At 57.3% G+C, this 25,562-nt stretch carries 17 protein-coding genes; 14 read left to right on the plus strand and 3 right to left on the minus strand.

Features of this window, described 5'->3' with window-relative positions; genetic code table 11:
• Positions 1-29: 29 nt before the first annotated feature.
• The 4 genes from ACU6TU_RS00945 (at position 30) to ACU6TU_RS00960 (ending at position 8,152) form a co-directional block, all read left to right on the plus strand.
• Complete coding sequence (locus ACU6TU_RS00945) at positions 30-1,745, plus strand: NADH-ubiquinone oxidoreductase-F iron-sulfur binding region domain-containing protein (protein ID WP_447142740.1); 1,716 nt, start codon at positions 30-32, stop codon at positions 1,743-1,745.
• A gap of 10 nt (positions 1,746-1,755) precedes the next feature.
• Positions 1,756-4,602: a formate dehydrogenase subunit alpha gene (gene fdhF / locus ACU6TU_RS00950; RefSeq protein WP_447142741.1), complete on the plus strand. Its 2,847-nt coding sequence runs from the start codon at positions 1,756-1,758 to the stop codon at positions 4,600-4,602.
• Positions 4,602-4,862 (plus strand): hypothetical protein, encoded by a 261-nt coding sequence (locus ACU6TU_RS00955; RefSeq protein WP_447142742.1) that lies wholly within the window; start codon positions 4,602-4,604, stop codon positions 4,860-4,862. Before fdhF ends, ACU6TU_RS00955 begins: the two co-directional genes overlap by 1 nt.
• Before the next feature lie 125 nt (positions 4,863-4,987).
• On the plus strand, positions 4,988-8,152 hold the full coding sequence (locus ACU6TU_RS00960) for a DUF3427 domain-containing protein (protein ID WP_447142743.1): 3,165 nt from the start codon (positions 4,988-4,990) through the stop codon (positions 8,150-8,152).
• 76 nt (positions 8,153-8,228) lie between these two features.
• Here ACU6TU_RS00960 and ACU6TU_RS00965 read toward each other — a convergent pair whose 3' ends face one another.
• Together ACU6TU_RS00965 and purU are read right to left on the minus strand one after the other, a co-directional pair.
• A complete protein-coding gene (locus tag ACU6TU_RS00965; protein ID WP_447142744.1) occupies positions 8,229-9,782 on the minus strand; it encodes a trimethylamine methyltransferase family protein in 1,554 nt (517 codons plus the stop codon).
• A gap of 163 nt (positions 9,783-9,945) precedes the next feature.
• Positions 9,946-10,833: a formyltetrahydrofolate deformylase gene (gene purU, locus ACU6TU_RS00970; protein WP_447142745.1), complete on the minus strand. Its 888-nt coding sequence runs from the start codon at positions 10,831-10,833 to the stop codon at positions 9,946-9,948.
• Between the two features lie 328 nt (positions 10,834-11,161).
• On the opposite strand from purU, the gene ACU6TU_RS00975 reads away from it, so the two are divergent.
• From ACU6TU_RS00975 to ACU6TU_RS01020, 10 genes are all read left to right on the plus strand, one after another.
• The gene (locus tag ACU6TU_RS00975; protein ID WP_447142746.1) at positions 11,162-11,860 is read left to right on the plus strand and encodes a corrinoid protein; all 699 of its coding nucleotides are present in this window, start codon (positions 11,162-11,164) and stop codon (positions 11,858-11,860) included.
• Between the two features lie 13 nt (positions 11,861-11,873).
• A complete protein-coding gene (locus tag ACU6TU_RS00980) occupies positions 11,874-12,491 on the plus strand; it encodes a DUF1638 domain-containing protein (protein WP_447142747.1) in 618 nt (205 codons plus the stop codon).
• On the plus strand, positions 12,492-12,806 hold the full coding sequence (locus ACU6TU_RS00985) for a virulence factor (RefSeq protein ID WP_447142748.1): 315 nt from the start codon (positions 12,492-12,494) through the stop codon (positions 12,804-12,806).
• Between the two features lie 70 nt (positions 12,807-12,876).
• Complete coding sequence (locus tag ACU6TU_RS00990) at positions 12,877-13,380, plus strand: methylenetetrahydrofolate reductase C-terminal domain-containing protein (protein ID WP_447142749.1); 504 nt, start codon at positions 12,877-12,879, stop codon at positions 13,378-13,380.
• The gene (locus tag ACU6TU_RS00995; RefSeq protein ID WP_447142750.1) at positions 13,377-14,435 is read left to right on the plus strand and encodes a methylenetetrahydrofolate reductase; all 1,059 of its coding nucleotides are present in this window, start codon (positions 13,377-13,379) and stop codon (positions 14,433-14,435) included. The genes ACU6TU_RS00990 and ACU6TU_RS00995 overlap by 4 nt, the downstream gene beginning before the upstream one ends.
• 77 nt (positions 14,436-14,512) lie before the next feature.
• The gene (locus tag ACU6TU_RS01000; protein WP_447142751.1) at positions 14,513-15,427 is read left to right on the plus strand and encodes a dihydropteroate synthase; all 915 of its coding nucleotides are present in this window, start codon (positions 14,513-14,515) and stop codon (positions 15,425-15,427) included.
• Between the two features lie 99 nt (positions 15,428-15,526).
• The gene (locus tag ACU6TU_RS01005; RefSeq protein WP_447142752.1) at positions 15,527-17,587 is read left to right on the plus strand and encodes an ASKHA domain-containing protein; all 2,061 of its coding nucleotides are present in this window, start codon (positions 15,527-15,529) and stop codon (positions 17,585-17,587) included.
• A 1-nt stretch (position 17,588) separates the two neighbouring features.
• Positions 17,589-19,631 (plus strand): hydantoinase/oxoprolinase N-terminal domain-containing protein, encoded by a 2,043-nt coding sequence (locus ACU6TU_RS01010; RefSeq protein WP_447142753.1) that lies wholly within the window; start codon positions 17,589-17,591, stop codon positions 19,629-19,631.
• 178 nt (positions 19,632-19,809) lie between these two features.
• Positions 19,810-21,123: a serine hydroxymethyltransferase gene (gene glyA, locus ACU6TU_RS01015; RefSeq protein ID WP_447142754.1), complete on the plus strand. Its 1,314-nt coding sequence runs from the start codon at positions 19,810-19,812 to the stop codon at positions 21,121-21,123.
• A 153-nt stretch (positions 21,124-21,276) separates the two neighbouring features.
• Complete coding sequence (locus tag ACU6TU_RS01020) at positions 21,277-23,961, plus strand: bifunctional diguanylate cyclase/phosphodiesterase (protein ID WP_447142755.1); 2,685 nt, start codon at positions 21,277-21,279, stop codon at positions 23,959-23,961.
• A gap of 134 nt (positions 23,962-24,095) precedes the next feature.
• On the opposite strand, the gene ACU6TU_RS01025 is transcribed toward ACU6TU_RS01020, so the two are convergent.
• Complete coding sequence (locus tag ACU6TU_RS01025) at positions 24,096-25,514, minus strand: sigma-54 interaction domain-containing protein (RefSeq protein WP_447142756.1); 1,419 nt, start codon at positions 25,512-25,514, stop codon at positions 24,096-24,098.
• Positions 25,515-25,562: the final 48 nt, after the last annotated feature.

A 25,562-nucleotide genomic window follows, 5' to 3' on the forward strand; every position in this document is an offset into this window, starting at 1 on the left:
GTCATCAAAAGCAAAGCAATGAGTGCAAAATGACTACTCAGACCGTAACCCCCCGCCGTGCCCGTGGTAAGACACGTGGCCGCTCGTTGGCCCCCGACGCCCTGGATGCCCTGCGTCAACTACTCGGCGATGAACGCGAACAGCCGCAGCGGCGTCAGCGCGATCTGCTGATCGAGCATCTGCATGTGATTCAGGATGCTCTCGGCCATCTGCCGCTGACACACCTACGGGCGCTGGCCGCTTACATGAACCTGCCGATGGCGGAAGTTTACGAAACCGCCACCTTCTATGCCCATTTTGATGTCATCCACGACGATCAGTCGCCGCCCCCCGCGCTGACGCTGCGGGTGTGTGATTCGCTTTCCTGCCAGCTGGCAGGCGCAGATGCCCTGCAGCGCGAACTGGCGGCAGGCGCCGATCCCGCTGACGTACGCGTCCTGCGCGCCCCCTGCATGGGTCGTTGCGATAGCGCACCGGTCGTGGAAGTGGGGCACCGCCACCTGGGGCATGCCAGCGTTGAGGGCGTACAGGCGGCGATTGCTGCGAATGACACCCATCCTGAACCGATCAACTGGCCGCGCCTGGAAGATTACCGCTCAACCGGCGGGTACGGGCTGCTCAGCGCGTGCCGGGCGGGCGAAGTCAGCGTCGAGGCGCTGATGGAAACGCTGCAAAGTGCGAACCTGCGCGGGCTGGGTGGCGCGGGCTTCCCGACGTTCAAGAAGTGGTTTTTCGTGCGTGCGGAAGCCGGGCCGCGCTACTGCGCCATCAACGCCGATGAAGGCGAGCCGGGCACCTTCAAGGACCGCCACTACATGGAACGCTCACCCCATCAGTTTCTGGAAGGCGCTTTGGTCAGCGCCTGGGCGGTGGACGCCGACGCCTTGTATATCTACCTGCGCGATGAATATCCGGGCCTTCACCAGGTGCTGCATCAGGCGATTGCTGAGCTGGAAAGCGCCGGGCTGGTGGCGCTGGGCTATATCGTCCTGCGCCGTGGGGCCGGTGCCTATATCTGCGGGGAAGAGTCGGCGATGATTGAATCGCTGGAAGGCAAGCCCGGCAAACCGCGCCATCGCCCGCCCTATGTGGCGCAACGCGGCTTGTTTGACCGCCCGACCCTGGTCAATAACGTCGAAACCGTCTACTGGATTCCGGCCATTTATGCCCAGGGCGCTGACTGGTTTTCAGGGCACGGCCGCAACGGGCGTAGCGGTTTGCGCAGCTTTTCGGTCTCAGGCCGCGTGAAGAACCCCGGCGTGCACCTGGCTCCGGCGGGTATCACCTTGAACGAGCTGATTGACGAATATGCCGGTGGCATGCAGGACGGCCATCAGCTGGCAGGTTATTTACCGGGTGGCGCCTCAGGCGGCATTCTGCCCGCCAGCAAAGCTGATATTCCGTTGGATTTCGATACCCTGGATGCGCATGGCTGTTTTATTGGCTCGGCCGCCGTGGTCGTGCTCTCGGATCAGGACAATCTGCGCGATGTGGCGACCAACCTGATGGCCTTTTTCGCTGATGAATCCTGCGGGCAGTGTACGCCCTGCCGTGTGGGCACCGAAAAAATGCTGACCCTGCTGGAGCGCGATGCCTGGGAGGTGGCCACCCTTGAGCGGCTGTCACAGGTCATGATGGATGCGTCCATCTGCGGGCTGGGGCAAGCCGCGCCCAATCCGGTACTTGGCCTTTTGCGTGATTTCCGCGCCGAACTGGCCGCACAGAATGTGATCATCAAAGGGTGAGGAGCCAGACATGAATCAAGCAATCGTCAATCAGGATGCCTTCACTCTGACGCTGGATGGCACCGACGTCAGCGCCTACCCCGGTGAGTCGTTGTGGCAGGTCGCCAAGCGCGCCGGTGAGACCATCCCACACCTGTGTTTCAAGGATGCTGACGGCTACCGTGCTGATGGCAACTGCCGTGCCTGCATGGTTGAGGTAGAAGGCGAACGCGCCCTAGCCGCCAGCTGCCTGCGTGAAGCCAAACCCGGCATGGTGATCCATAGCCTGACGTCAGAGCGTGCCCGGGTGGCCCGTGAGGGCGTGCTGGAAATGCTCGCCGTGGACCAACCGCCTCGCGAACAGAGCCCGGATGCCTCCAGCCACTTCTGGGCCATGGCCGACCAGCTGGCTATCGATGTGGGTGCGGTGAGTGAGCGCCTACCCAGGCGCGGCGAGCGAACCCAGCCCACGGTGCATCATGTCGCCGAGCGTGAAAACGCCATCGTCCAGGACCGCTCGCACACCGCCATGGCGGTCAACCTGGATGCCTGCATCGAATGTAATCTGTGCGTGCGCGCCTGCCGCGAAGTCCAGGTCAATGACGTCATCGGCCTGGCCCATCGTGGCAGCGCCTCGAAAATCGTCTTCGACTTTGACGACCCCATGGGTGACAGCACCTGTGTGGCCTGCGGCGAATGCGTTCAGGCCTGCCCCACCGGCGCTTTGATGCCTTCAACGCTGGTCGACGAACACGGCGTGGGGGATAGCGCCGCGACTGACCGGCAGGTGGACTCCGTCTGCCCCTACTGCGGCGTCGGCTGCCAGCTCACCTACCACCTTAAAGACGACGAGATCGTCTACGTGGAAGGCCGCAACGGGCCGTCCAACCACAACCGGCTGTGTGTGAAAGGGCGCTTCGGCTTTGACTACCCCAGCCACCCGTCACGCCTGACCACGCCGCTGATTCGCCGGGACGGCGTGCCCAAAGGGCTCGACCCGACCTTTGACCCCGCCGAGCCGCTGACTCACTTTCGCGAAGCCAGTTGGGACGAAGCGCTGGACATGGCCGCCAACGGCCTGATGACACTCAAAGCCCAGCATGGCCCGAGTGCCCTGGCAGGCTTTGGCAGCGCCAAATGCTCCAACGAAGAAGCCTGGTTGTTCCAGAAGCTGGTGCGCACCGGTTTCGGCACCAATAACGTCGACCACTGCACCCGTCTGTGTCACGCAAGCTCAGTCGCCGCGCTGATGGAATGCCTCGGCTCCGGCGCGGTGACGGCGTCGTTCATGCAGGCCGCCAATGCGGATGTAGTGATCCTGACCGGCTGCAACCCGGCGGTGAATCACCCGGTCGCCGCGACCTTCTTCAAACAGGCCGCCAAACGCGGCACCAGATTTATTATCCTTGACCCGCGTGGTCAGGCGCTGGATGCCTATGCCCACCTCAGCGTGCGTTTTACACCCGGGGCGGATGTGGCGCTGCTGAATGCGCTACTCAACGTTATCGTTACCGAAGGTCTCTTTGATGAGCGCTACATTGCCGAGCACACCGAAGGCTTTGACGCGCTCAAGGCCCATGTGGTCGACATGACCCCTGAAGCCATGAGCGCCCAGTGCGGTGTAGAGGCCGAGACGATCCGTGAGGTGGCACGCCTGTATGCCAATGCCGACAGCGCCATGATCTTCTGGGGCATGGGTATTTCCCAGCACACCCACGGCACCGACAACGCCCGCTGCCTGATCTCGCTGGCCCTGGCCTGTGGCCACACCGGCCGCCCCGGCACCGGCCTGCACCCGCTGCGCGGCCAGAACAACGTTCAGGGCGCCTCGGATGCGGGCATGATCCCGATGGTAATGCCCGACTACCAGCCGGTGGGCGACGACCAGTTGCGTTCGGCCTTTGAAGAACTCTGGAATACGCCGCTGGACGCCCAGCCGGGGCTTACCGTGGTCGAAATCATGGAAGCCATTCACGACGGCCAGATTCGCGGCATGTACATTCTGGGGGAAAACCCCGCCATGTCCGACCCGGACCTGAGCCATGCCCGTGCCGCCCTGGCCAAGCTTGAGCATTTAGTGGTGCAGGACCTGTTCGTCACCGAAACCGCCCAGTATGCCGATGTGATTCTGCCGGCGTCCGCCTGGCCAGAAAAAGACGGCAGCGTGACCAACACTAACCGTCAGGTACAGCTCGGGCGTGCCGCCTTGCCCCTGCCGGGGCAGGCGCGTGCCGACTGGTGGATCATTCAGCAGCTCGCCCAGCGCTTTGGCCTGGGCTGGAATTACGCCCACCCGAGTGAAGTGTTTGCGGAAATGAAGCAGGGCATGGCCTCGCTGGACCATATCAGCTGGGAACGCCTGGAGAGCGAGCAATCCGTCACCTATCCGTGCCCCAGCGACGACGCCCCCGGCCAGGATGTAGTGTTTGGCGATGCCTTCCCCCGCGAGGGCGGCAAGGCGAAGTTCGCCCCCACGCGGCCCATCCCGCCGGATGAGCCGGTGGATCACGACTACCCCACGGTGCTGACCACCGGCCGCCAGCTGGAGCACTGGCACACCGGTTCGATGACCCGCCGCGCCAAGGTGCTGGATGACCTGGAACCCAGCGCCGTGGCCAGCCTTTCAATCAGCGAGATGCAGCGGTTAGGGCTCGCCCCGGGCGATGCCCTGACGATTACCACCCGGCGGGGCAGCATCACCCTGGCCGCCCGCGTTGACCCTGGCATGCCGGACGGCATGGTGTTTGTGCCGTTCGCCTATGCCGAAGCCGCTGCCAACCTGCTAACCAACCCGGCGCTGGACCCTTATGGCAAGATCCCGGAGTTCAAATACGCCGCCTGCCGTCTGGAAGCCGCCAAGGCATTGGAGATTTCCTGATGATGTACGCTGACCTGGTGGATGAAGTGGACTTTCGCCAGCGTCTGGTCGACATTGGGCTGGTGCCCCCGGTGGATGCCAGCCCCGCCGACCTTGCCGAAATGGCCGCCTGCCGCTACAAGGCAGGCGGCCTGGCGGCGCTGCCGGAAGCCGTCGCAGACCTTTTGCGCTATAAGGGTGTCATGCTGCCAGAAGTGCTTGAGGCCATTGAGACAAACCTGCTGCCGGTGGTGGAGGACGCTAAAACTGGCAAAGACTAACGCTGCAATAGCTGAGGTCGCGAAGCCAAATTAATCTGAATAGGCAGAAATCCGGGTGAGTGATGGAGTATCAGCCTAAGACCTGGTAGCGTCCTGACTCATCCCGGATATTGAATGGATTCCCTATGGCCGACCCCTCATTGACGAAAGGCCTTTATGACCTGCTGATTACTGAAGATATAAAACATCAGTTAGAGCGCTCTGAGCTTCAATCTCATACCGAATTCCTACAGTCAGATAATAGCCACTGGCGCCTTGCCGATGAAATCACTGATAGGCTATCTCAAATTCTTTCCCAGCTGCCTCAGCAGGCCGATGGTAGTAAGCTACAGCGCCAAGTAGCGTTATTTAACGAATTATTGGTCACGGCCAGGCGTCATCAGTCAGAGTCATCCCAAGACTCACAAACAGACTTTTTGCCGGACCGCCCCAGCCGTTTACTTGCGCTTGCTGAGCATCATCGCCAGCCAGAGCTTCCCAGTATTGGTCTTTCCCAACCTTGGTTGTTTACCGCAGGAAAGGACTCCCCGGCGCTACTTCATGAGCTGTCTGCTGAGCTTTCTAACTGCAATCAAGTCGATATATTAGTTAGTTTCATTACTGTGTCTGGTGTTCGCAAGATCATCGATATTTTGCGCAGAATTACGGCTCAGGATGCACGTGGTAATAGCCAAGCCAAGCTGCGTGTTTTAACGACGACCTATGTCGGTGCTACCGAACAGAAAGCGCTGAATTTACTGGCGGAGTTGCCAAATTGTGAAGTCAGGGTGTCACTTGATGGCCGACGAACCCGTTTGCATGCCAAAGCGTGGTTGTTTAGCCGCGACACGGGTTTTGGTTCTGCTTACGTAGGTAGCGCTAATCTCTCTGGGGCTGCTTTAATGGGCGGACTGGAGTGGACAGTCAAGTTTACGGAAACGGGGCAGCGTCAGCTCTTCAACCGTGCTAAGGCACATTTTGAATCACTCTGGGAAGATAATGAATTTCAGCCTTACGACCCCGCTAACAGTGAGCATCAGGCGGTGTTGCGTCAGGCACTCAAGCGCGAATCAGGGCAGGGCAATATCATTGCCAACCCTACTTTTTTTGAGCTGCAGCCTAAAGCGTTCCAGGAAGATATTCTCGATCAGCTGTCGATAGAGCGAGAACACCATCGTCATCGCAACCTATTGGTGGCGGCTACCGGCACCGGTAAAACTGTGATGGCGGCATTTGATTATCGTGCTATCGCGCGTCGGGAAGGAGGACATCCCAGACTTTTGTTTGTGGCGCACCGCATTGAAATCCTTCAGCAGGCGCGTGCCACCTATCGGCAAGTGTTGCGCTCACCGAACTTTGGCGAATTACTTTCGGGACATCACGAGGCCAGTGACTATGAGCATCTGTTTGCCACTGTGCAAAGCCTACACAGCCAAGAATTGCTAAATCGCCTTGGACACGACTATTGGCGCGTCGTGGTCGTAGATGAATGTCATCACATCGAGGCCAGCCAGTTTGAGCGCTTTGTGTCGGCAATTCAGCCGCATATCCTGCTTGGCTTGACAGCCACGCCCGAACGCCATGATGGCAAAGATATCTTGCGCCATTTTCATAATCGCCCGGACGGTACGCCTGCCGTACAGCTGCGCTTATGGCATGCGCTGGATATGCAACTGCTTGCTCCGTTTGAGTATTACGCCTGTGATGATGAGCAGGATTACCGCGGTATAGAGTGGTCAAAACCGGCATTGGAAAAGCAGCAGCTGGATAAGCTGTTAACGGGCAATGATGTACGTGCTAGAGCGGTGGTCAGCAACTGGGATCAACTGGTCGATGATATCGGTACTTGTCGGGCGCTTGCCTTTTGCGTATCGGTTAATCACGCACGTTTCATGGCCGACTATTTTAACAAGGCAGGTATCAAGGCCATGTTGGTAACCGGTGAAACCGATCAGGAAACACGCCGGGATGCTCGATACTGGTTGGAAACACGGAAAATTAACGTGATTGTGACGGTAGATCTGTATAACGAAGGAGTTGATTTACCCTTTGTGGATACGCTTTTACTGCTTAGACCCACCCAAAGTGCGACTGTTTTTCAGCAACAGATAGGTCGTGGCTTGCGTCTTCATGAAGATAAAGATAGCTGCCTTGTTCTGGATTTTATCGGTCAATCTAAAGGGTTTCAGTTTGATACTTTGTATCAAGCAATCACGGGGCTATCTCGCCGAGAGATACTCGAAGGTGCAGAAAAAGGGTTTGGCAAGTTACCGTCCGGTTGCCACATTCAACTGCAAAAGCAGGCCCGTGAACAAATTCTCAAGCAGTTACAAGACGCGGTTAACCAGAACTGGCGGCGGCTAAAAACTGAACTGCGCAGCTATGTTGCTTTACATGGCCGTGATGCGCTCACGTTGGCTCGATTTACTCATGATCAGCGGCTTGAACTTGACGACATCTATGGGTCTGGCAATAAGAATAATCGTGGTTGGGTGAACCTAAAGCAGGCAGTAGGCCTGTTTACCAACCCTGTGGCTGAAGAGGCATCGTATTTTAGTCAGCGGTTTAGCAGTTTGCTGCACATCGATGATGTTGAGCAGTTAAATCTGCTCGAAAGAGTGGCAGAAAGCCCGGCTCAATATCAAATCAGCACTGAACGAGAGCGCCTGAGACTCCAGATGCTGGCCTATCAAATCGATAGCCATGACAATCAAACGGGTGCAGTGGAAGCTTTCTTGCAACGCTTGGCCGATGCGCCTGAAGCCGCCCAAGAACTCAAAGAACTAGTGGAATGCCTGAACCTAAGTGCTCATACACATTATCCGCCGTTGCAAGGGCTTGAGCATACGCCCTTGAAACTGCATAGCCGCTACAGCCGGCGAGAGATATTAACGGCAGTGGGTTATCACACGTCAGAAAAGCGCAAGAGCTCACGTGAAGGTGTGGTTAGGTTGCATGATCAATGCACCGAGCTGATGTTTGTCACTCTTGATAAGTCATCCGCACGGCATGAAGGCGTCGCTTACGATGATTACGCCATCAGTGCGGAGCGTTTTCATTGGCAGAGCCAGAACTCGGCAAGCGCCAGTACACCGGCTGGCCAGCGTTATATCCAGCATGGCGAAGGCTCGGAAAAACCTTGGACCTTCCAGCTATTTGTGCAGGAAACCAAGGCTCACGCCTTCAGAGCCTGCGGCCCGGTGACCTACATCGGTCATCGAGGTGAAAAGCCCATGAGCATCACCTGGCAGTTGGTACAGCCTCTATCACCACGACTTTACGAAGCTTTTAGTGTCTTGCGCGGGCAGTAAATATTTAAATAAGCCTCTTAGCTGCCTACAAAAAAACCGGCCACTTGAGCCGGTTTTGTCGTTTCTGGTTGCCAGCTTAGATATTGGAATCCGGGAAGGCGGCTTTGCGTTCGGCGACGTAGGCTTGCAGGGCTTCGTCGGTGGCCGGGTCCAGCTCGGGTGCCTGGTACTCGGCAAGCAGTTTCTTCCAGCGGGCGTTGGCGCGCTGGCCCATGTCCAGGCGGCCGTCCAGGTCCCACTGTTCGAAGCTGTTGTTATCGGTAATGGGTGACAGGTAAAACGCGGTCTTGAAGTTGTTCTGGGTGTGGTTGCAGCCAAGGAAGTGCTTGCCCGGCCCAACTTCACGAATGGCGTCCATTGCCTGGCCGTTTTCGGAAAGATCGACGCCTTTGAGCATGGTGTGCATCATGCCGGTCTGGTCGGCATCGAGGACGAATTTTTCATATCCCATGGCTAGACCGCCTTCCATCCAACCGGCTGAGTGCAGGGCAAAGTTGACGCCTGCCAGGGTGGTGGGCAGCAGGGTGTTGGCGCTTTCGCTGGCGGCCTGGGCATCCGGTAGTTTGGAGGCAGTGAGTGATCCACCTGAGCGGAAGGGCACGCCCAGGCGGCGAGCCAGGTTGGCCATCACGTAAAGCACCAGGGCCGGTTCCGGTGTGCCGAAGGTCGGTGCGCCTGACTGCATTGACATGGAGCTGGCAAAGCTGCCCATGATGACCGGCGCACCGGGGCTGACCAGCTGAACAAAGGCCATGCCTGCCATGGCTTCGGCCAGCGTCTGGGCGGCGGTACCGGCCACGGTGACCGGCGACATGGCACCCGCCAGAATGAAGGGCGTGATGATGCAGGCCTGATTGGCACGCGCATATACCTTGGCCGCGCCCAGCATGGTGTCGTCGAAGGTCATCGGCGAGTTGGCGTTGATCAGGCTGACCACGCAGGTGCGCGGCTTGCCGGTGTCCGGGTCGATCCAGCGTTCACCAAACAGGATTTTAGCCATCTCCACGGTGTCCTGGGCACGGTCAGGGTGCGTCACGGAGCCCATGAAAGGCTTGTCTGAAAGCTTCATGTGGCTATAGATCATATCCAGGTGACGCTTGTTGACCGGCAGATCCACGGGTTCACAGATGGTGCCGCCGGAGTGATGGATACTCGGCGACATATAGGCCAGCTTGATGAAGTTCTGGAAGTCTTCCAGCGTTCCGTAGCGGCGACCTTTATCCAGATCAAAAACAAAGGGGCTGCCGTAGGCGGGCACGAAGACAGTGTTGGGGCCACCAATTTCCACGTTGCGTTCCGGGTTGCGCGCATGCTGGGTAAATTGGCTCGGCGCGTTTTCCTGAATCAGCTTGCGGCACAGGCCACGTGGGATGCGTACCCGTTCGCCCTGAACGTCTGCACCGGCTTCGCGCCAGATCTGCAGGGCTTCTTCATCGTCGCGAAAATCGATGCCAACCTCTTCAAGGATGATTTCGGCATTATTTTCGATGACCGACAAACCTTCGTCACCCAACACCTCGAAATAAGGAATCTGACGCGTGATGTAGGGTTGAATGGGCTGAGCGGCCTGAGTGCCGCGACGAGAGGCGCTGGAGCGAGAAGAGCGGCGGCGAGAGGTGGTAGCGGTCATGGGTCAACTCCGTGTTCTTTCAGTAGCACTGATGCGTTGAAGGGATCAGTGCTGGTGTCGTTTTCAGATGATGGCGGTGTCTGGTAGCGCGTGACAGGCGCAAGCCCGTTGCGCTACCAGGACCATCAAGGTGTTTCTTGACAACGTTTATTCTCACGACGGCTTACCGAAAGATGACGGTCTTGCTGCCATTGGGGAATACGCGATGTTCCAGGTGAAAGCGGATGGCACGGGAAAGTGCCATGTTCTCGGCATCGCGCCCTACAGCAGCAAGCTGAACGGGGCTGTAGGTGTGGTCAACGCGTTCGACGACCTGCTCGATGATCGGGCCTTCGTCCAGATCGGACGTTACATAGTGGGCGGTGGCACCAATCAGTTTGACTCCGCGATCAAAGGCCTGGTGATAAGGCTTGGCCCCTTTGAAACCCGGCAGGAAAGAGTGGTGAATATTGATGGCACGTCCGGACAGCTGCTCACAGAGTTCCTGCGATAGAATCTGCATATAACGCGCCAGCACGACGAGCTCCGCCCCCGTTTCATCAATGATTTCCAGTAACCGCTGTTCCTGAGCCTCTTTGGTCTCGGGTGTTACCGGCAGGTGATAGAAAGGTATGTCGTACCACTCGGCGAGGCGTTTGAGATCGGGGTGGTTGGAGACAATCGCCGGGATCTCCATAGTGATTTCGCCCGTGCGCTGGCGATACAGCAGATCATCCAGGCAGTGGTCGAACTTGGAGACCATGATCAGCACCTTGGGAGGCGTTGTGGTGTCGTGAATCTCCCATTCCATCTGGTCGCGCTTGGCTACGCCATTGCCGAATTGCTCACGCAATGCTTCCAGCGAAGGGGTGACGCCAGGCGTCGTGTTAAACAGGCAGCGCATAAAAAAGCTACCCGTATCGCTTTCATCAAATTGCGACAGCTCGGAAATATAGCAGTGGTTCTGGGCAAGGAAGGTGCTTACACGCGAAACAGTACCAATCGCGCCACGGCAGCTTGCCTTGAGTACATAGATATTTTTGCCCTGAGTCATGGCGGTCATAGCGGACATGGCGTGCTCCTTATTATGTTGTAGCGTTGTTGTTTGTAGTGGGCTGAATCTACTCTGCCTGCCCGGTTGCGCATTCCCGCAGGCGACGCTCAACGTCTTTCCAGCGACTGTCAGCGGTAATTTAAAAATTAATTTAATAATTGAGAAATCAGTAAGTTGGAGATGAGACGCCAGCAGGTCGTTTTTTTCTTTGGATGACGCTTCTCGGCATCCAAAGGTCGTTCAAGCAGAAGTGGTAGCGCTGGGCTGGGCCTACTCTGCAAGCGCAATCCTGCTATCGCCTTCGTAGCGCTGAACAGCAGGGCCATGAACGTAAGGGGTAGGCACCGTGACCGATACATATGACGACGAAGATTTTGATCTCAACGAGCTGCCAGACGATGAGCTTGTCGAGCAGATGCATGACGACCTTTACAACGGTTTGCGAGAGGAAGTGATCGAAGGCACCGAGATTCTGCTGGCGCGTGACTGGAGTGCCAGCCGGGTTCTTGATGAAGCCCTGGTAGGCGGAATGGCGATTGTCGGCGTGGATTTCCGCGACGGCATCCTTTTCGTACCCGAAGTGTTAATGGCGGCCAATGCCATGAAAGGCGGTATGGAAGTTCTGCGGCCGCTATTGGCAGCCTCTGACTCGGAAACGGTCGGCAAGATTGTGATTGGTACGGTTAAGGGGGATATTCATGACATCGGTAAGAATCTGGTGTCTATGATGATGGAAGGTGCCGGTTTCGAGGTGATTGATATCGGTATCAATATCCCGGTAGAGGACTATCTGGCTGCTCTGGAAGAGCATAAGCCGGACATTCTGGGTATGTCGGCACTGCTCACCACGACCATGCCTTATATGAAGGTGGTTATCGATACGATGGTCGAGAAGGGTCTGCGGGATGATTATATCGTCATGGTCGGCGGCGCGCCTCTGAACGAAGAATTTGGCCAGGCCGTTGGTGCGGATGCTTACTGCCGTGACGCGGGGGTGGCGGTGGATATGGCCAAGGATCTTATCGCCCGTCGCCGTGCTGCCTGATTCGCAGACGACAATGTCGATGGTCATCCTCGCCTGCGGTGCACTGGCCCGTGAGATCAATGCTCTGATTGCTGCCAATGGCTGGCAGGGTGTTCGCCTGGAGTGTCTGCCAGCGCACCTGCACAATGAGCCGCAGCGTATTCCCGAAGCGGTCAGGGAAAAGCTGCTTCAGTTTGATGCTGGCGAGCCGGTGTTTGTGGCTTACGCTGATTGTGGTACCGGTGGGCGGCTGGATCAGGTGCTTGAAGAGTTCGGCGCCCAGCGGCTGCCCGGCGCGCATTGCTACGATGTCTTTGCTGGTGAGGCGGTTATCGCCGAGCTTTCCGAGCAGGCCCCCGGCACGTTTTACCTGACCGATTTTCTGGCCCGGCATTTTGATCGCCTGGTGTTGCATGAGTTAGGTATCGAGCGTCACCCGGAACTGGCCCAGCTATATTTCGGCCAGTATCAGCGGGTGCTGTATCTTTCACAGCGCGAGGACCCGGAGTTGCAGCGCCTCGCCGAGCGCGCCGCCCAGCGGCTGGGGTTGGCCTTTGAGCGTCGCCATACCGGCTATGGCGGCTTGCACACCAACCTGGTGCGTTTTGTTGAATCCCCAGTAGCTGCCTTATCCGGCAGCAGAGGAGGTTGAATGGCCTCAATGATACTCGTCAGTTGGCGGGATATTCCGGCCCAGGTCATCGTCAAACAGGGCCGCAAGACGGCGAAAGCCATGCTGTCGGAACGTTTTCAACATGCCATTGACCGCTCAGCGATGCGTGCTGGCAAAGGCGGTTCCGATGCTTACATGGAAGACTGGAAGCGTAGCCCGCCATCGCCCTGTGGTAATGACCTGCAGGAAGAAGCTGAAGCAGAAGCGCAGCGTATTGAAGCAGCCTATAGCGATGAAGACCTGAAGCTGCTGATTCGCCAGAAAGGATTGGCTGACACCCCTGATGCTGTGTGAAATGCTGTCAGGATAAATGATTTACGTGTTTTGGGCGTCGTTTCACGGTGGCGCCGTCAGGGGAAATGCCATGTATAAGGTAAGACGCTGGGTGGTGCGCCACTCCCGTTTTTTTGAGGCGGTTTATCGTACCTTCGAGCCTCTTATTATCAAGCTGCACCCGGTGTGGAGTCGCATTGGTTATAGCCGTGTGGAGGCGCCGGTCAGGTTCGTCGAAAAAAACGTCAAAGGCTTTCTGTTTGATTGCCAGATGTGCGGTAAATGCGCGTTGTCATCAACCGGCATGTCTTGCCCGATGAACTGCCCGAAGAATCTGCGTAATGGCCCCTGTGGCGGCGTGCGGGCGAATGGTAACTGTGAAGTTGAACCGGATATGCGCTGTGTCTGGGTGGATGCCTGGGAAGGCAGCCAGCAGATGAAGGGAAGCGACAAAATTCATGCCGTTCAGCTGCCGGTGGATTACCGCACAAAAGGCACGTCATCCTGGCTGCGTGAAGTCAGACAGGCTGTAGAAATTCATGATCCCGCTAGCGCTTCAGAGAATCGTGCAGCGGATAAAGGAAGCAGCCAATGAAATTTGAAGATGAGCCCGTTCCGGGATACTCACTGCCAATTCTTCCCGGTCACTCTTCACCTGGCCGCTTTGAACGCGTGTTACGCGCGGGCAAATTTGCGGTCACCAGTGAAATTGACCCGCCTGACTCCGCTGATCCTGCCGAAGTGTTGCAGCGCGCGGCGATTTTTGATGGCTATGTCGATGCCATCAATGCCACGGACGGCTCAGGTGCCAATTGCCACATGTCGAGTGTCGGCGTGTGTTCGCTGCTGACGCGGGTGGGCTATTCCACCATTCTGCAGATTTCCTGCCGCGACCGTAACCGGATCGCCATTCAGGGGGAAATTCTGGGCGCTGCTGCCATGGGCGCTTGCAACCTGTTGTGCCTGACGGGCGATGGTGTGCAGGCGGGTGATCACCCCCAGGCCAAGCCGGTGTTTGATCTGGACTCCATGTCGCTATTGGAGCTGGCGCGCACCATGCGCGATGAAAGCCGCTTTCAGAGTGGGCGAAAGTTAACCAGTCCGCCTCGGTTGTTTCTGGGTGGCGCGGCGAATCCTTTTGTGCCGCCGCGTGACTGGCGCCCGCATCGTACGGCCAAAAAAGCTGCCGCCGGTGCCCAGTTTATCCAGACCCAGTATTGTTTTGATGTGCCCTTGCTGCGCGAATACATGTCCAAGGTTAATGACCTTGGGCTGCTGGAAGGGCCTGACCGAATCTTCATTCTACCGGGGATTGGGCCGCTCGCCTCGGCGCGTGGCGCTAAATGGATTCGTACCAACGTGCCTGGCGTGCACATTCCGGATTCGGTTATCAAACGTCTGGAAGGGGCGGATAACCAGAAGGAAGAAGGCAAGCAGCTGTGCATGGATCTGCTGCAGGAAATTCGTGAAATTCCCGGCGTCAGCGGTGCCCACATCATGGCTTACCGCCAGGAACATGCGGTGGCCGAAATTATTGAAAAAACCGGCGTACTTGAAGGGCGTGTGCCCTGGTACCCCGGTCGAGATAACCCTGCTGAGCTGAACCCGGAATCGCCGGATGCCCTCGGCAACACATCTGAAACTGTTTAAGGATGGCGGTGAGATGCCAGCAAACCTCCGGCATCACTGCATGAAGCAACACTAACAAGCATAAATGAGGAACCCCCATGACCGACACCGTCATCAGCTCAGCCAGCAAGGAAGTCGTGATCGGCTTCGAACGCCCCTTCGTTGTGATTGGCGAGCGAATCAACCCTACCGGCCGCAAACAGCTGGCCGCTGAAATGGCCGCAGGCGATTTCTCCCGCGTGGTTCAGGATGTTGAAGCCCAGCTGGCGAATGGCGCCCACATGCTGGATGTCAACGCCGGTATTCCGCTGGCAGATGAGCCGGCGATTCTGGCCCAGACGATTGAACTCGTGCAGTCAATTACCGATGTGCCGCTGTGCATTGATTCCTCGATTATCAAGGCATTGGAAGCAGGGCTTAGTGTTTATAAAGGCAAGGCGCTGGTTAACTCGGTGACTGGCGAAGATGAAAGTCTTGAAGCCGTCCTGCCGCTGGTGAAAAAGCACGGCGCTGCCGTGGTCGCCATCAGCAACGATGAAACCGGTATTTCCCAGGACCCGGACGTGCGCTTTGGCATCGCCAAAAAGATTGTTGAACGTGCTGCTGACCACGGTATTCCGGCCTGTGATGTTGTCGTTGACCCGCTGGTCATGCCGATTGGTGCCGTCGGTAGCTCCGGCCGCCAGGTGTTTGCCCTGTGTCATCGGCTGCAGAAAGAACTCAAGGTGAATACCACCTGCGGTGCCTCGAATGTCAGCTTTGGCCTGCCCAACCGCAACGGCATCAATGCGGCATTCATGAGCATGGCGATTGCCTCGGGCATGACCTCGGCGATTACCAACCCGCTGCATCAGGAAATCATGACCTCCATCATGGGGGCTGACGTCATGATGAACCATGACCCGGACTGCGGCCGCTGGATTCAGAAATTCCGTGAAGCGCCTGCCGCCAATGCCGACGGTAGCGAAGGACGTGGCCGTCGTCAGACGCGCCGCCGCCGCGCGGTTACCTGAGCGGTCTGATACGCAACGCCCGCATACACTGTGTTATTCCCCCAAGAGCCTCTGTTGAGGCTCTTTTTTGCCAACGTCTACTGACGTATGGAGGCTGGCATGTCGGTTACGAAAGAATCTGCTACCACAGAGGCGGCTGCCGATGCTCTGGTGGTGTTTACCCCTTCCGGACGGCGCGGACGCTTTCCGGTCGGAACGCCCGTTCTGGAAGCGGCTCGCGCACTGGGCGTTGATATTGACTCGGTGTGTGGCGGCCGCGGGCTGTGTGGGCGCTGTCAGGTGGATTTGTGCGAAGGCCAGTTTACCAAGCATGGTGTGGACTCCCGCGCAGATCACCTGAGTGGCAGAAGCGACACGGAAATCGCCTGGGAAAAACGCCGGGGTGCCTTGCGTGAAGGTCGGCGTCTGAGCTGCTCCACCCAGCTGCTAGGGGATGCGTTGATTGATGTGCCGTCTTCCAGTCAGGTGCATCGTCAGATTGTGCGTAAACGCGCTGAGGTGCTTGATATTGCCCTGGACCCGATCGTGCGCCTTTACGTGGTGGACGTGCAGGAACCGGACATGCACCTGCCAGCCTCTGATCTGCGTCGTCTCAAGGAAGCGCTCGCCTATGAGTGGAACCTGACCGAGCTGGACAATGATATCCGAGTGGTTCAGCAGCTGCAGGTAGCGCTACGCCAGGGCAAGTGGCAGGTCACGGTGGCCGTGTATGATGACCAGCGCATTATCGGCGTCTGGCCGGGGTTCCAGTCGCAGATCTATGGCATGGCAGTGGATGTAGGGTCGACCACGATTGCGGCCCACCTGTGCAACTTACAGACCGGCGAAGTCGTGGCTTCCGCCGGGCGGATGAATCCGCAAATCCGCTTTGGTGAAGACCTGATGAGTCGGGTTTCCTACATCATGATGCATCCCGGCGGGGATGAAGCGATGACCCGCTCGGTGCGTGAGGCGCTCAACGAGCTGACCGTGGAGCTGGCCGAAGAGGCTGGAGTGAAGGTCGATGCTATTCTGGAAGCGACTTTTGTCGGCAACCCCATCATGCAGAGCCTGGTGTTCGGCATTAATCCGGTCGAGCTGGGAGGGGCGCCTTTCGCACTGGCAACCGATGAAGCGATCAACGGCCTGTGGGCCACCGAGATGGACCTGGTGATTCACCCCAATGCGCGGGTTTACGGTTTGCCCTGCATTGCGGGCCATGTCGGCGCAGATACGGCGGGCATGATTCTGTCTGAAACGCCTTATCTTGGTGAAGAGCTGATGCTGCTGGTGGATGTGGGTACCAACGCTGAAATCGTGCTGGGCAATCGTCATCGTCTGCTGGCCTGTTCCAGCCCGACCGGCCCGGCGTTCGAAGGTGCCCAGATCAGCGGTGGCCAGCGTGCCGCAGCGGGAGCCATCGAACGGGTGCGTATCGACCCATTAACACTGGAACCCCGTTATAGCGTTATTGGCTGCGAGGTGTGGTCCCATGAAGCGGGCTTTGAAGAAGCGGCTGGCCCCTCCGGCGTTACGGGCATCTGTGGCTCGGGCATCATTGAGGTCGTCGCGGAGATGTTCCTGGCAGGCATCATCAATCAGGATGGCGTGATCCAGGGTGATCTTGCCGCCAAAAGCGAGCGTATCATTGAAGATGGCCGAACCTTCAGCTACATCCTTCACCAGGATGCCCAACGCACCATTACCATTACCCAGACCGATATCCGTGCCATTCAACTGGCCAAGGCGGCCCTTTATGCCGGTATTCGCCTGCTGATGGAACAGTTTGGTACTGAACACGTTGACCGGATTCGTATCGGCGGTGCCTTTGGCGCCCATATCGATGCCAAGTACGCCATGGTGCTGGGGCTGATTCCCGACTGTGAACTGGAACACGTCACGTCTGCGGGTAACGCCGCAGGTACTGGCGCGCGGATTGCGCTTCTCAGCCGCAAGGCGCGGCGCGAAATTGAAGAAGTGGTGCGTCGGGTGGAAAAAATCGAAACCGCCACCGAACCGCGTTTTCAGGAACATTTTATTGGTGCCATGGCCCTGCCACACAAATCAGACCCTTTCCCGCTGTTACGTCAGCACGTCATGCTACCGGCGCCGATAAACGCCCAGGGCAGTGGCGAATCGCGTGGTAATCGCCGCCGTCGCCGCCAACAGCAGGTTCACTGATATGCCAGACGAACCAGGAACGACCTATCGGCTGGGCATCGATACCGGCGGCACTTACACCGATGCCGTGATCATGGATAGCGCTGATCAGGTGGTCGCGACCGCCAAACGGCTGACAACACGCTTGAATCTGCAACAGGGGATTGCTGAAGCCATAAACGCGCTTCCGCCCGCTTTGCTGAATGATGTCAGCCTGGTGGCGCTTTCCTCAACCTTGACCACCAACGCGGCGGTTGAAGGCAAAGGGGCGCCGATTGGCGTGATACTGATCGGCTATGACGAACGTCAGTCACACGCCACGGGTTTGCATTCGCTGCTTGGCGGGCGTGATATCGCCAACATTGCTGGCGGCCACGACGCCGACGGACAGCCACTTTGTGAGCTGGATGAAGCGGCGCTGCGCGAGAGCATTGCCGCCTGCCAGGGGCGTGTGTCGGCGTTTGCGGTATCGTCGACCTTCAGTGTGCGTAACCCCGCTCATGAATTGCGTGTTGCCGAGATCGTCCGCGAGATGACGGCGCTGCCGGTGACCTGTGGGCATGAACTGGCGGCGTCACTGGGCGCACCGCGCCGGGCGATGACCTGCGCGCTGAATGCCCGCATGATTGCCTATGTGGCGGAACTGATTGAGGCGGTTCGCGGCCTCTTGCAGCAGCATGCAATTAAAGCGCCGCTGATGATCGTCAAGGGGGATGGCTCACTGATTTCCGCTGACAGTGCCATTCTGCAACCGATTACCACGGTGTTATCCGGCCCGGCCGCCAGCGTGAATGGGGCCATGCTGTTGAGCGGGCGGCGTAACCTGATTGTGGCTGACATGGGCGGAACGACAACAGACATTGCCGTAGTACGCGATGGCCAGCCAACGCTTTCTCATGATGGAGCCAGAGTGGGTGACTGGCGACCCATGGTGGAAGCCATCAAGCTGTATGCCATCGGTCTTGGGGGCGATAGCGAAGTGGCGTTTGATACCACCCATGGTGTTGCCATTGGCCCGCGTCGGGTGGTGCCGTTAAGCCTGCTGGTCAGCCAGCACCCGCCTCTGCTGGATGCCTTGCGCCGCCAGCTACATATCCTGCCGACCAGCGGCCATCTGCGTTTTGCAATGCGCCTGCAGGCAGACGCCACTCGGCTTGATCAGCTCGGCCGCAATGAAAAAGCGGCCTGGGATCGTCTGGAAAGCGGCCCTATCGAAATGCTCACGGCGGTGGAACATGAACGCTGGCTGGCGCGCGCACTGGCCAGCCTGGAACGTCGCGGGCTGGTGATTTTCAGTGGTTTTACACCGACGGATGCCGCCCATGTGCTGGGGCTTTCGCAGCACTGGGATGTTGATGCGGCGCGCCTGGCAGCACTCATCTGGGCGCGCCGAATGCGCCGCCAGTATGGTGTGGGGCGCTGGGCTGACGGTGATGCCGAAGGCCCCGCCCGGGATGTGTTTCAGCGCGTAGTGAAAGCCATTGCTACCAAGCTGATTGAAGCCGGGCTACATGATGCGGATAGCACCCGCGACCCTGAACGACTGGCGCAGTCGTTGGCGGGCCTGATGTTGCAGGGTAACGCACAGAGTCGCGCCCCGAGTTCCGTGTTTGCGCTGAACTTTTCACCACAGGCGGCGGTGGTGGCCGTCGGCGGCCCGGCCGCCAGTTACTACCCAAGCGTGGGGGATGCGCTAGGCGTGGACGTGGTGCTGCCTTCTCATGGCGAAGTGGCCAATGCGATTGGTACGGTGTTGGGGCAGGTGGTTCAGCGTGTACATATCACCGTTGTCCAACCGTTTCGCGGCTGTTTTCGGGTTTTTCTGCCCGAAGGGCCAAAGGATTACGACACTGAAGAAGCGGCTTTCGCGGCGGCACGCGCAAGTGCCGCTGCGCGCGCTGAACAGTTGGCCTACCAGGCGGGGGCTGGCCAGGTGACGGTAAAATTCGAGATCAACGAAAACCGTGTGGATCATGACATTGATGGCAGTGTTTTCTTTGAAGCACGCATTACTGCACTCGGCATTGGGTCGCCATGTTTTTCACAAGTGTTACAAGTCTCATAAGTGCAGGTGGCAAAAGGGCATGTCGTAAATGCACCCAGGCGCGGCGTGGCCAAGCATCTTAGCTGCCAATGGCAACGCTACCATCGCGGATCATTAACCGATTTAGTCATTAACCGATCTAGTCATTAACTGATTTAGTCATTAACCGATCCAGTGACCATCCGCAAAGGGGATAGAAATGACATTGTCCAATCAAAGCCTGGCAGATTACGACGCCTCCCTGGCCGCGGCCATGGCAGAAGAAGTTGAACGTCAGGAAGTTCATATTGAACTGATTGCCTCAGAAAACTACGCCAGCCGCGCAGTGATGGAAGCACAGGGCTCGCAGCTGACTAATAAATACGCGGAAGGCTATCCGGGCAAGCGTTATTACGGCGGTTGCGAATACGTCGACCAGGTCGAGGCGCTAGCGATTAAGCGTGCCTGTGATCTGTTCCGGGCAGATTATGCCAACGTCCAGCCACACTCAGGGGCTCAGGCCAATGCGGCCGTGTTCATGGCGCTGGTCTCTCCGGGAGATACGGTACTCGGCATGAGCCTGGCGCATGGGGGCCACCTGACCCATGGCGCCGCGCCGAATTTCTCTGGCAAGCACTATAACGCCATCCAGTATGGGCTTGACCCACAAAGCGGTGAGCTTGATTACGCCGAGATGGAGCGACTGGCCCGCGAGCACAAGCCGAAGATGATCATTGCCGGATTCTCTGCTTACTCCCGCGTGATCGACTGGCTGCGTTTCCGCAACATTGCCGATGAAGTCGGGGCCTGGTTGCTGGTCGATATGGCCCATGTGGCAGGCCTGGTCGCCGCAGGACTTTACCCCAGCCCATTGCCCCATGCGCATGTGGTGACGTCGACGACCCATAAAACACTGCGTGGCCCACGAGGTGGACTGATTCTCTCGGCCTGTGGCGATGAAGCACTCTACAAAAAGCTCAACGGAGCCGTGTTTCCGGGGCAGCAGGGCGGCCCCCTGATGCATGTGATTGCCGCTAAAGCCGTGGCTTTCCGGGAAGCCATGAGCCAGGACTTTGTTCGCTACCAGCGCCAGGTAATTGAAAACGCGCAAGCCATGGCGGAAGTATTTGTCGAACGTGGGTATGAGGTTGTGTCGGGAGGAACCGATGACCACCTGTTTCTGGTGTCACTGATTCGCCAGGGAATTACCGGCAAGGATGCCGATGCTGCTCTGGGGCGGGCACATATCACGGTCAACAAGAACTCGGTGCCGAATGACCCGCAAAGCCCGTTTGTTACCTCAGGGCTACGCATTGGCACACCGGCGGTGACCACCCGTGGCTTTGATGCGACTGAATGCGCCGATCTGGCTGGCTGGATCTGCGATATTCTGGATGCGATTCCTGAGGAAGACGGTAGCGCCGAAGTAGAAGTGGCTGTTCGCGATAAGGTAGCCGATATCTGTTCGCGGCATCCGGTGTACAGCAAGGCATCAGTGGCGGCACCAGCCCCTGAAGTGGCCATCTCAGAATAGCCGTGAGTCCCTTCCTTTCATAAGTCTTTGTAAACCGTCTTCTATGGAGGCGGTTTTCTTATCTAGGCATAGCCGCTGGTGTCCTGTAAGTTTGGCGTGTATGAACACTGTCAGCAGGTACCCATCGCTATGCCGCATGCTTTCCACATGCCAATGAGTCAGTTATCAAACGAAAATCGCCGTTCACAAAGGCGTGCTATTGCCTTGTATTGTCTGGCGCTTTTAGTGATGGTCATGGTGTTCGCAGGATTATTGATCGATCAGTATCATCAGGAACTGCGGGTCGCCCATGAGCGCAATGCGACGCGGGCGGACCTGATTGCCGAATGGGTTCAGACGACGTTTGTGCTCAGTGAATATATGCTCCTGGGAGTTGCTCAGCTGCGGCAGCCACCCCTGGCGTCGCAGATGACGGAGCAGGAAACGCTGGCAGCGGTGCTGACATCGCGCAGAGAAAGCCTGCCATTAATCAGCGATATTGCGCTGATGGATCGGCATGGCAGTGTTATCGCGAGCACCCACAGCATGCATGCGCGTGGTTTTGATGCGCATCAGTTGCCGTTTTTTCAACAGCTTGAAGAAACTGAGGCAGAGCAATATATCAGCCCACTGTTCTGGTCAGCCTCCAGGCAAGACTACCGAATTATGCATTCTCTCAAACTGCATCGCTCCAATGGTCAGTTCGACGGTGTGGTGGCTGTGCAGCTATCGCCCGCTGTCTTCGATGACACACTTAACCGGCTGACCATGCGAAAAGGCGAAAGCATGGCGATCATGGATAGCGAAGGGCGTTTGGTCGCCCGTCGGCCGAGTGAGCTGTTTGAACTGGGCATGCTGGTAAATAGTAATGCCGAGGTTGAAAGCTTTCTATCCGGTGACGCGCGCCAGCAAGCGATGCGTATTAATTCGCCTGTGGATGGTGAAGAACGCCTCTACTGGATGAAACGCCTGGACGGCCTGCCGTTTAGCGTGGTCGTGGGTGATAGCACGCAGCAGCTGCTGGCTGGCTGGTGGCAAAGACTGTGGATTCTCGGTTTGATTGCCAGTGTGATTATGCTGCTGGGAGCCTGGATACTGCGCCATTACGTTAACCGCCTGCAATTATCTGAGCAGCTGCAACAGCGGGTTCAGGAACGTGAAGAGGCACGTGCCCAGGCGCAGGAGCATGAAGCGGAGCTGCGCATTGCGGCGACCGCGTTTCAGTCCCATCTGGGGATGGTGATTACCGATGCACTAGGACGGATACTCAAGGTCAACGACACCTTTACAAAGATTACCGGTTACCGCGAAGACGAGGTGCTGGGAGAAAACCCGCGCATGCTTAGCTCAGGGCGCCACAGTGCGGCCTTTTACAAGGCGTTGTGGCAGCGGGTGGCCGAAAAGGGTAGCTGGGAAGGTGAAATCTGGAACCGGCGAAAAAACGGCCAGGTGTTCCCCGAGTGGCTGACGATCAGTGCAGTAAAGGATAACGAAGATCACTTGACCCATTATGTTGCCACGCTCAGCGACATCAGCGAACGCAAGACGGCGGAACAGGAAATTCATCAGTTGGCTTTCTATGACCCGTTAACGGGGCTTGCCAACCGGCGGCTGTTTCTGGATCGCATGGAAACAATGATCAAGGATATTGAGCGTCAAAATAAGCAGGGCGCGCTTTTGTTCATTGACCTGGATAATTTCAAGCAGGTGAACGACACCTTGGGCCATTATGCCGGTGATCGGTTACTCCAGAGAATGGCACGCGAGCTGACGGGGGTGTTACGTGATACCGATACGCTGGCTCGTCTGGGCGGTGATGAATTCGCCGTACTGATTGAGAATCTGGGAGAAAGTATCGATCAGACCGTCCGTCTGTCGGAAAGTATTGCCCATAAGCTGATGACGGCTATTCGTCGTCCGATTGAGATGAACAATGAAACGGTGCTGGTCACCGGCAGCATTGGCATTACCCTGATTGATGGCAGCGTGAATGGGGTTGATGGCTATCTTCAGCAGGCGGATATGGCGCTTTTTCAGGCCAAGGAGGCCGGTAGAGATACGCTGAGTTTCTTTGATCCAGCCATGCAGGCTGCGCTAATTAACCGCGCACGGCTGGAAACCGATCTGCGTCAGGCGTTGGACAATCATCAGTGGAGACTTGAGTATCAGCCACAGGTGGACCGTCATGGCATGCTCATCGGCGTTGAGGCATTGCTGCGCTGGCGCCACCCCCTGCGGGGTACGATCTCGCCTGCGGATTTCATTCCTCTGCTGGAAAGCACGCGTTTGATCAACGAGGTGGGGAACTGGGTGCTGGAAACGGCCTGCCAACAGTTGGTTAAGTGGCAGAAACGGCCGGAAACCGCCCACCTGAACATGGCGGTTAACATCAGCCCCGTGCAATTCCGCGAAGACAGCTTTGTGCCCAAGGTTCTGTCGATTCTGCGCCGGACGGGGGCACCTGCCGACAAGCTCAAGCTTGAAGTGACCGAGACCCTGTTCCTTGATTCACGCGATGATGCGCAGCGTAAAATGGCCTATTTGCGCAATCAGGGCGTGCGCTTCTCGCTGGACGATTTTGGTACCGGCTATTCATCACTGTCGTATCTGGCGCATTTGCCGCTGGATCAGCTCAAGATTGATCAGAGCTTTGTGCGCGAAGTGCTGGGTAGCGAGGCAAATGCCGCCATCGTAGCAAGCACCATTGCGCTGGCCAAAACTCTGGAACTTAGCGTGATTGCCGAAGGCGTGGAAACCGAAGCGCAACAGCGTTGGCTGGCTGAACATGGCTGCCTGGCGTACCAGGGGTATCTGTTTGGCCAACCCATGGACGTGGCGGAGATCGAAGCGCTGATCTAGCCTCACAGGCATGGCTAGGTGGCTTAGGTAGCCGTGAGACTGCTTGTCGGCAGGCTTTCCAATCATGCGCAGCGTAGTGGACTTACTGCAGCTGGACGGCCCCAGCATTCTGAGACGCGCTCCAGGCGGAAAATTCATTTGATGACTTTAATGCCATAACGCTGCAGCCTGCGCACGACACTGGATTGGCTGATACCCAGCCGCTTGGCGATGGCATATGTGCTGGGGAGTGTTTTGCTTAATTCATCCAGTGCTTCGCGCTCTAGCCTTGCAAGGTAATGCTTGAGGGATTCATCCGGCGCTAAGACGGTTGTCGAGGAGGGCGCTGAGGTGTTCGTTACGTTCGTGGAAGGCTGCTCCGCATAGCGGTGCGTATCAGGTGTCTCGATTTGATCGGTTGGGCTGGATAGCCAAGCTCTTTCCAGCCAGTTTTCAAGCTCGCGAATGTTGCCCGGCCAGTCACAGCCCATCAACGTTGACCATACCTGGTTATCCAGGATTTTTTGCCGCCCATAGCGTTGGTTAAGGCGCGCCAAACAGGCTTCCACTAGATCGGGAATATCTTCCCGGCGGTCGCGCAACGGGGGAAGCGTGACGGGTATGACGTTGAGGCGGTAGTAAAGATCCAGGCGAAATAAACCCGCTTCTACTTGTTTCGCTAAATTCTGGTTCGTGGCGACGACCAAGCGAAAATCCACTTTGCGGGGGCGAGTATCGCCGAGTCGAGTAAGGCTACCGTCCTGAATGACTTTTAGCAGTTTCGTTTGCATTAAAAGAGGGAGCTCGCCGATTTCATCAAGAAACAGCGTGCCGCCTTCTGCCTGCTCTAATAACCCCGCTTTTCCTTGACGAGCCGCGCCGCTGAATGCGCCTGGCTGATAACCAAACATCTCAGACTCAAATAGATTTTCAGGGATAGCCGCACAGTTCACCTCAATAAAGGGGTGATTATGGCGCTGGCTCCAGCGGTGAAGCTGTTTGGCAAACGCGGTTTTCCCCACGCCTGACTCGCCTAACATCAATATATTGGCGTCCGAAGGTGCGACGCGTTTGAGCAGTAGGGCGATTTCACGCATAACGTGGCTTCTCGCCTGCAGGTCATCCAGCGCATCGTCCAGTGCTTGCTCCTCGGCATCGGGAGCTGCCTGGCTGCGCTTTAAGTGCTCACTAAAGCGCTTCTGGAGCAGTGCATATTCGTCCTGAAGAAACTGTAAATCGGTTAAATCCCTGGAGCGGCTAATCACACGCTCCAGTTTTCCATTAACAAAGACGGGGTAAGCTTCGGCAATCACACGACGTCCGGTGCCTGTTATCTGCATGAGTTGCGCAGGCTTCAGGGTGCGCATCACTTCCAGGGTGATCGATGGCTTCAATATGCCTGCTTGCTGAAGCTGGTAGACGCTACTGCCCAGCAGCTCTTCCCGAGGCGCGCCATAAACAGCTTCAGCACCGGGGCTAATATCAAGTACCTGGCCTTCACCGCTGACAATAAAAAAATGGTCGTTAGCGGTTTCAACAATGGTCTTCAGCACGCACTGATCGATCTCACTCACGGCAAATGTCCCTTGGATAATTTTTGAGTTGTTTTTGCATTAAAATGC

The organism is Halomonas sp. LS-001, assembly GCF_052983955.1.

Coding starts and splice junctions, on each gene's coding strand:
- ACU6TU_RS00945 (WP_447142740.1), top strand. CDS start 30: ATGACTACTCAGACCGTAACCCCCCGCCGTGCCCGTGGTAAGACACGT.
- fdhF (WP_447142741.1), top strand. CDS start 1,756: ATGAATCAAGCAATCGTCAATCAGGATGCCTTCACTCTGACGCTGGAT.
- ACU6TU_RS00955 (WP_447142742.1), top strand. CDS start 4,602: ATGATGTACGCTGACCTGGTGGATGAAGTGGACTTTCGCCAGCGTCTG.
- ACU6TU_RS00960 (WP_447142743.1), top strand. CDS start 4,988: ATGGCCGACCCCTCATTGACGAAAGGCCTTTATGACCTGCTGATTACT.
- ACU6TU_RS00965 (WP_447142744.1), bottom strand. CDS start 9,782: ATGACCGCTACCACCTCTCGCCGCCGCTCTTCTCGCTCCAGCGCCTCT.
- purU (WP_447142745.1), bottom strand. CDS start 10,833: ATGTCCGCTATGACCGCCATGACTCAGGGCAAAAATATCTATGTACTC.
- ACU6TU_RS00980 (WP_447142747.1), top strand. CDS start 11,874: ATGTCGATGGTCATCCTCGCCTGCGGTGCACTGGCCCGTGAGATCAAT.
- ACU6TU_RS00985 (WP_447142748.1), top strand. CDS start 12,492: ATGGCCTCAATGATACTCGTCAGTTGGCGGGATATTCCGGCCCAGGTC.
- ACU6TU_RS00990 (WP_447142749.1), top strand. CDS start 12,877: ATGTATAAGGTAAGACGCTGGGTGGTGCGCCACTCCCGTTTTTTTGAG.
- ACU6TU_RS00995 (WP_447142750.1), top strand. CDS start 13,377: ATGAAATTTGAAGATGAGCCCGTTCCGGGATACTCACTGCCAATTCTT.
- ACU6TU_RS01000 (WP_447142751.1), top strand. CDS start 14,513: ATGACCGACACCGTCATCAGCTCAGCCAGCAAGGAAGTCGTGATCGGC.
- ACU6TU_RS01005 (WP_447142752.1), top strand. CDS start 15,527: ATGTCGGTTACGAAAGAATCTGCTACCACAGAGGCGGCTGCCGATGCT.
- ACU6TU_RS01010 (WP_447142753.1), top strand. CDS start 17,589: ATGCCAGACGAACCAGGAACGACCTATCGGCTGGGCATCGATACCGGC.
- glyA (WP_447142754.1), top strand. CDS start 19,810: ATGACATTGTCCAATCAAAGCCTGGCAGATTACGACGCCTCCCTGGCC.
- ACU6TU_RS01020 (WP_447142755.1), top strand. CDS start 21,277: ATGAGTCAGTTATCAAACGAAAATCGCCGTTCACAAAGGCGTGCTATT.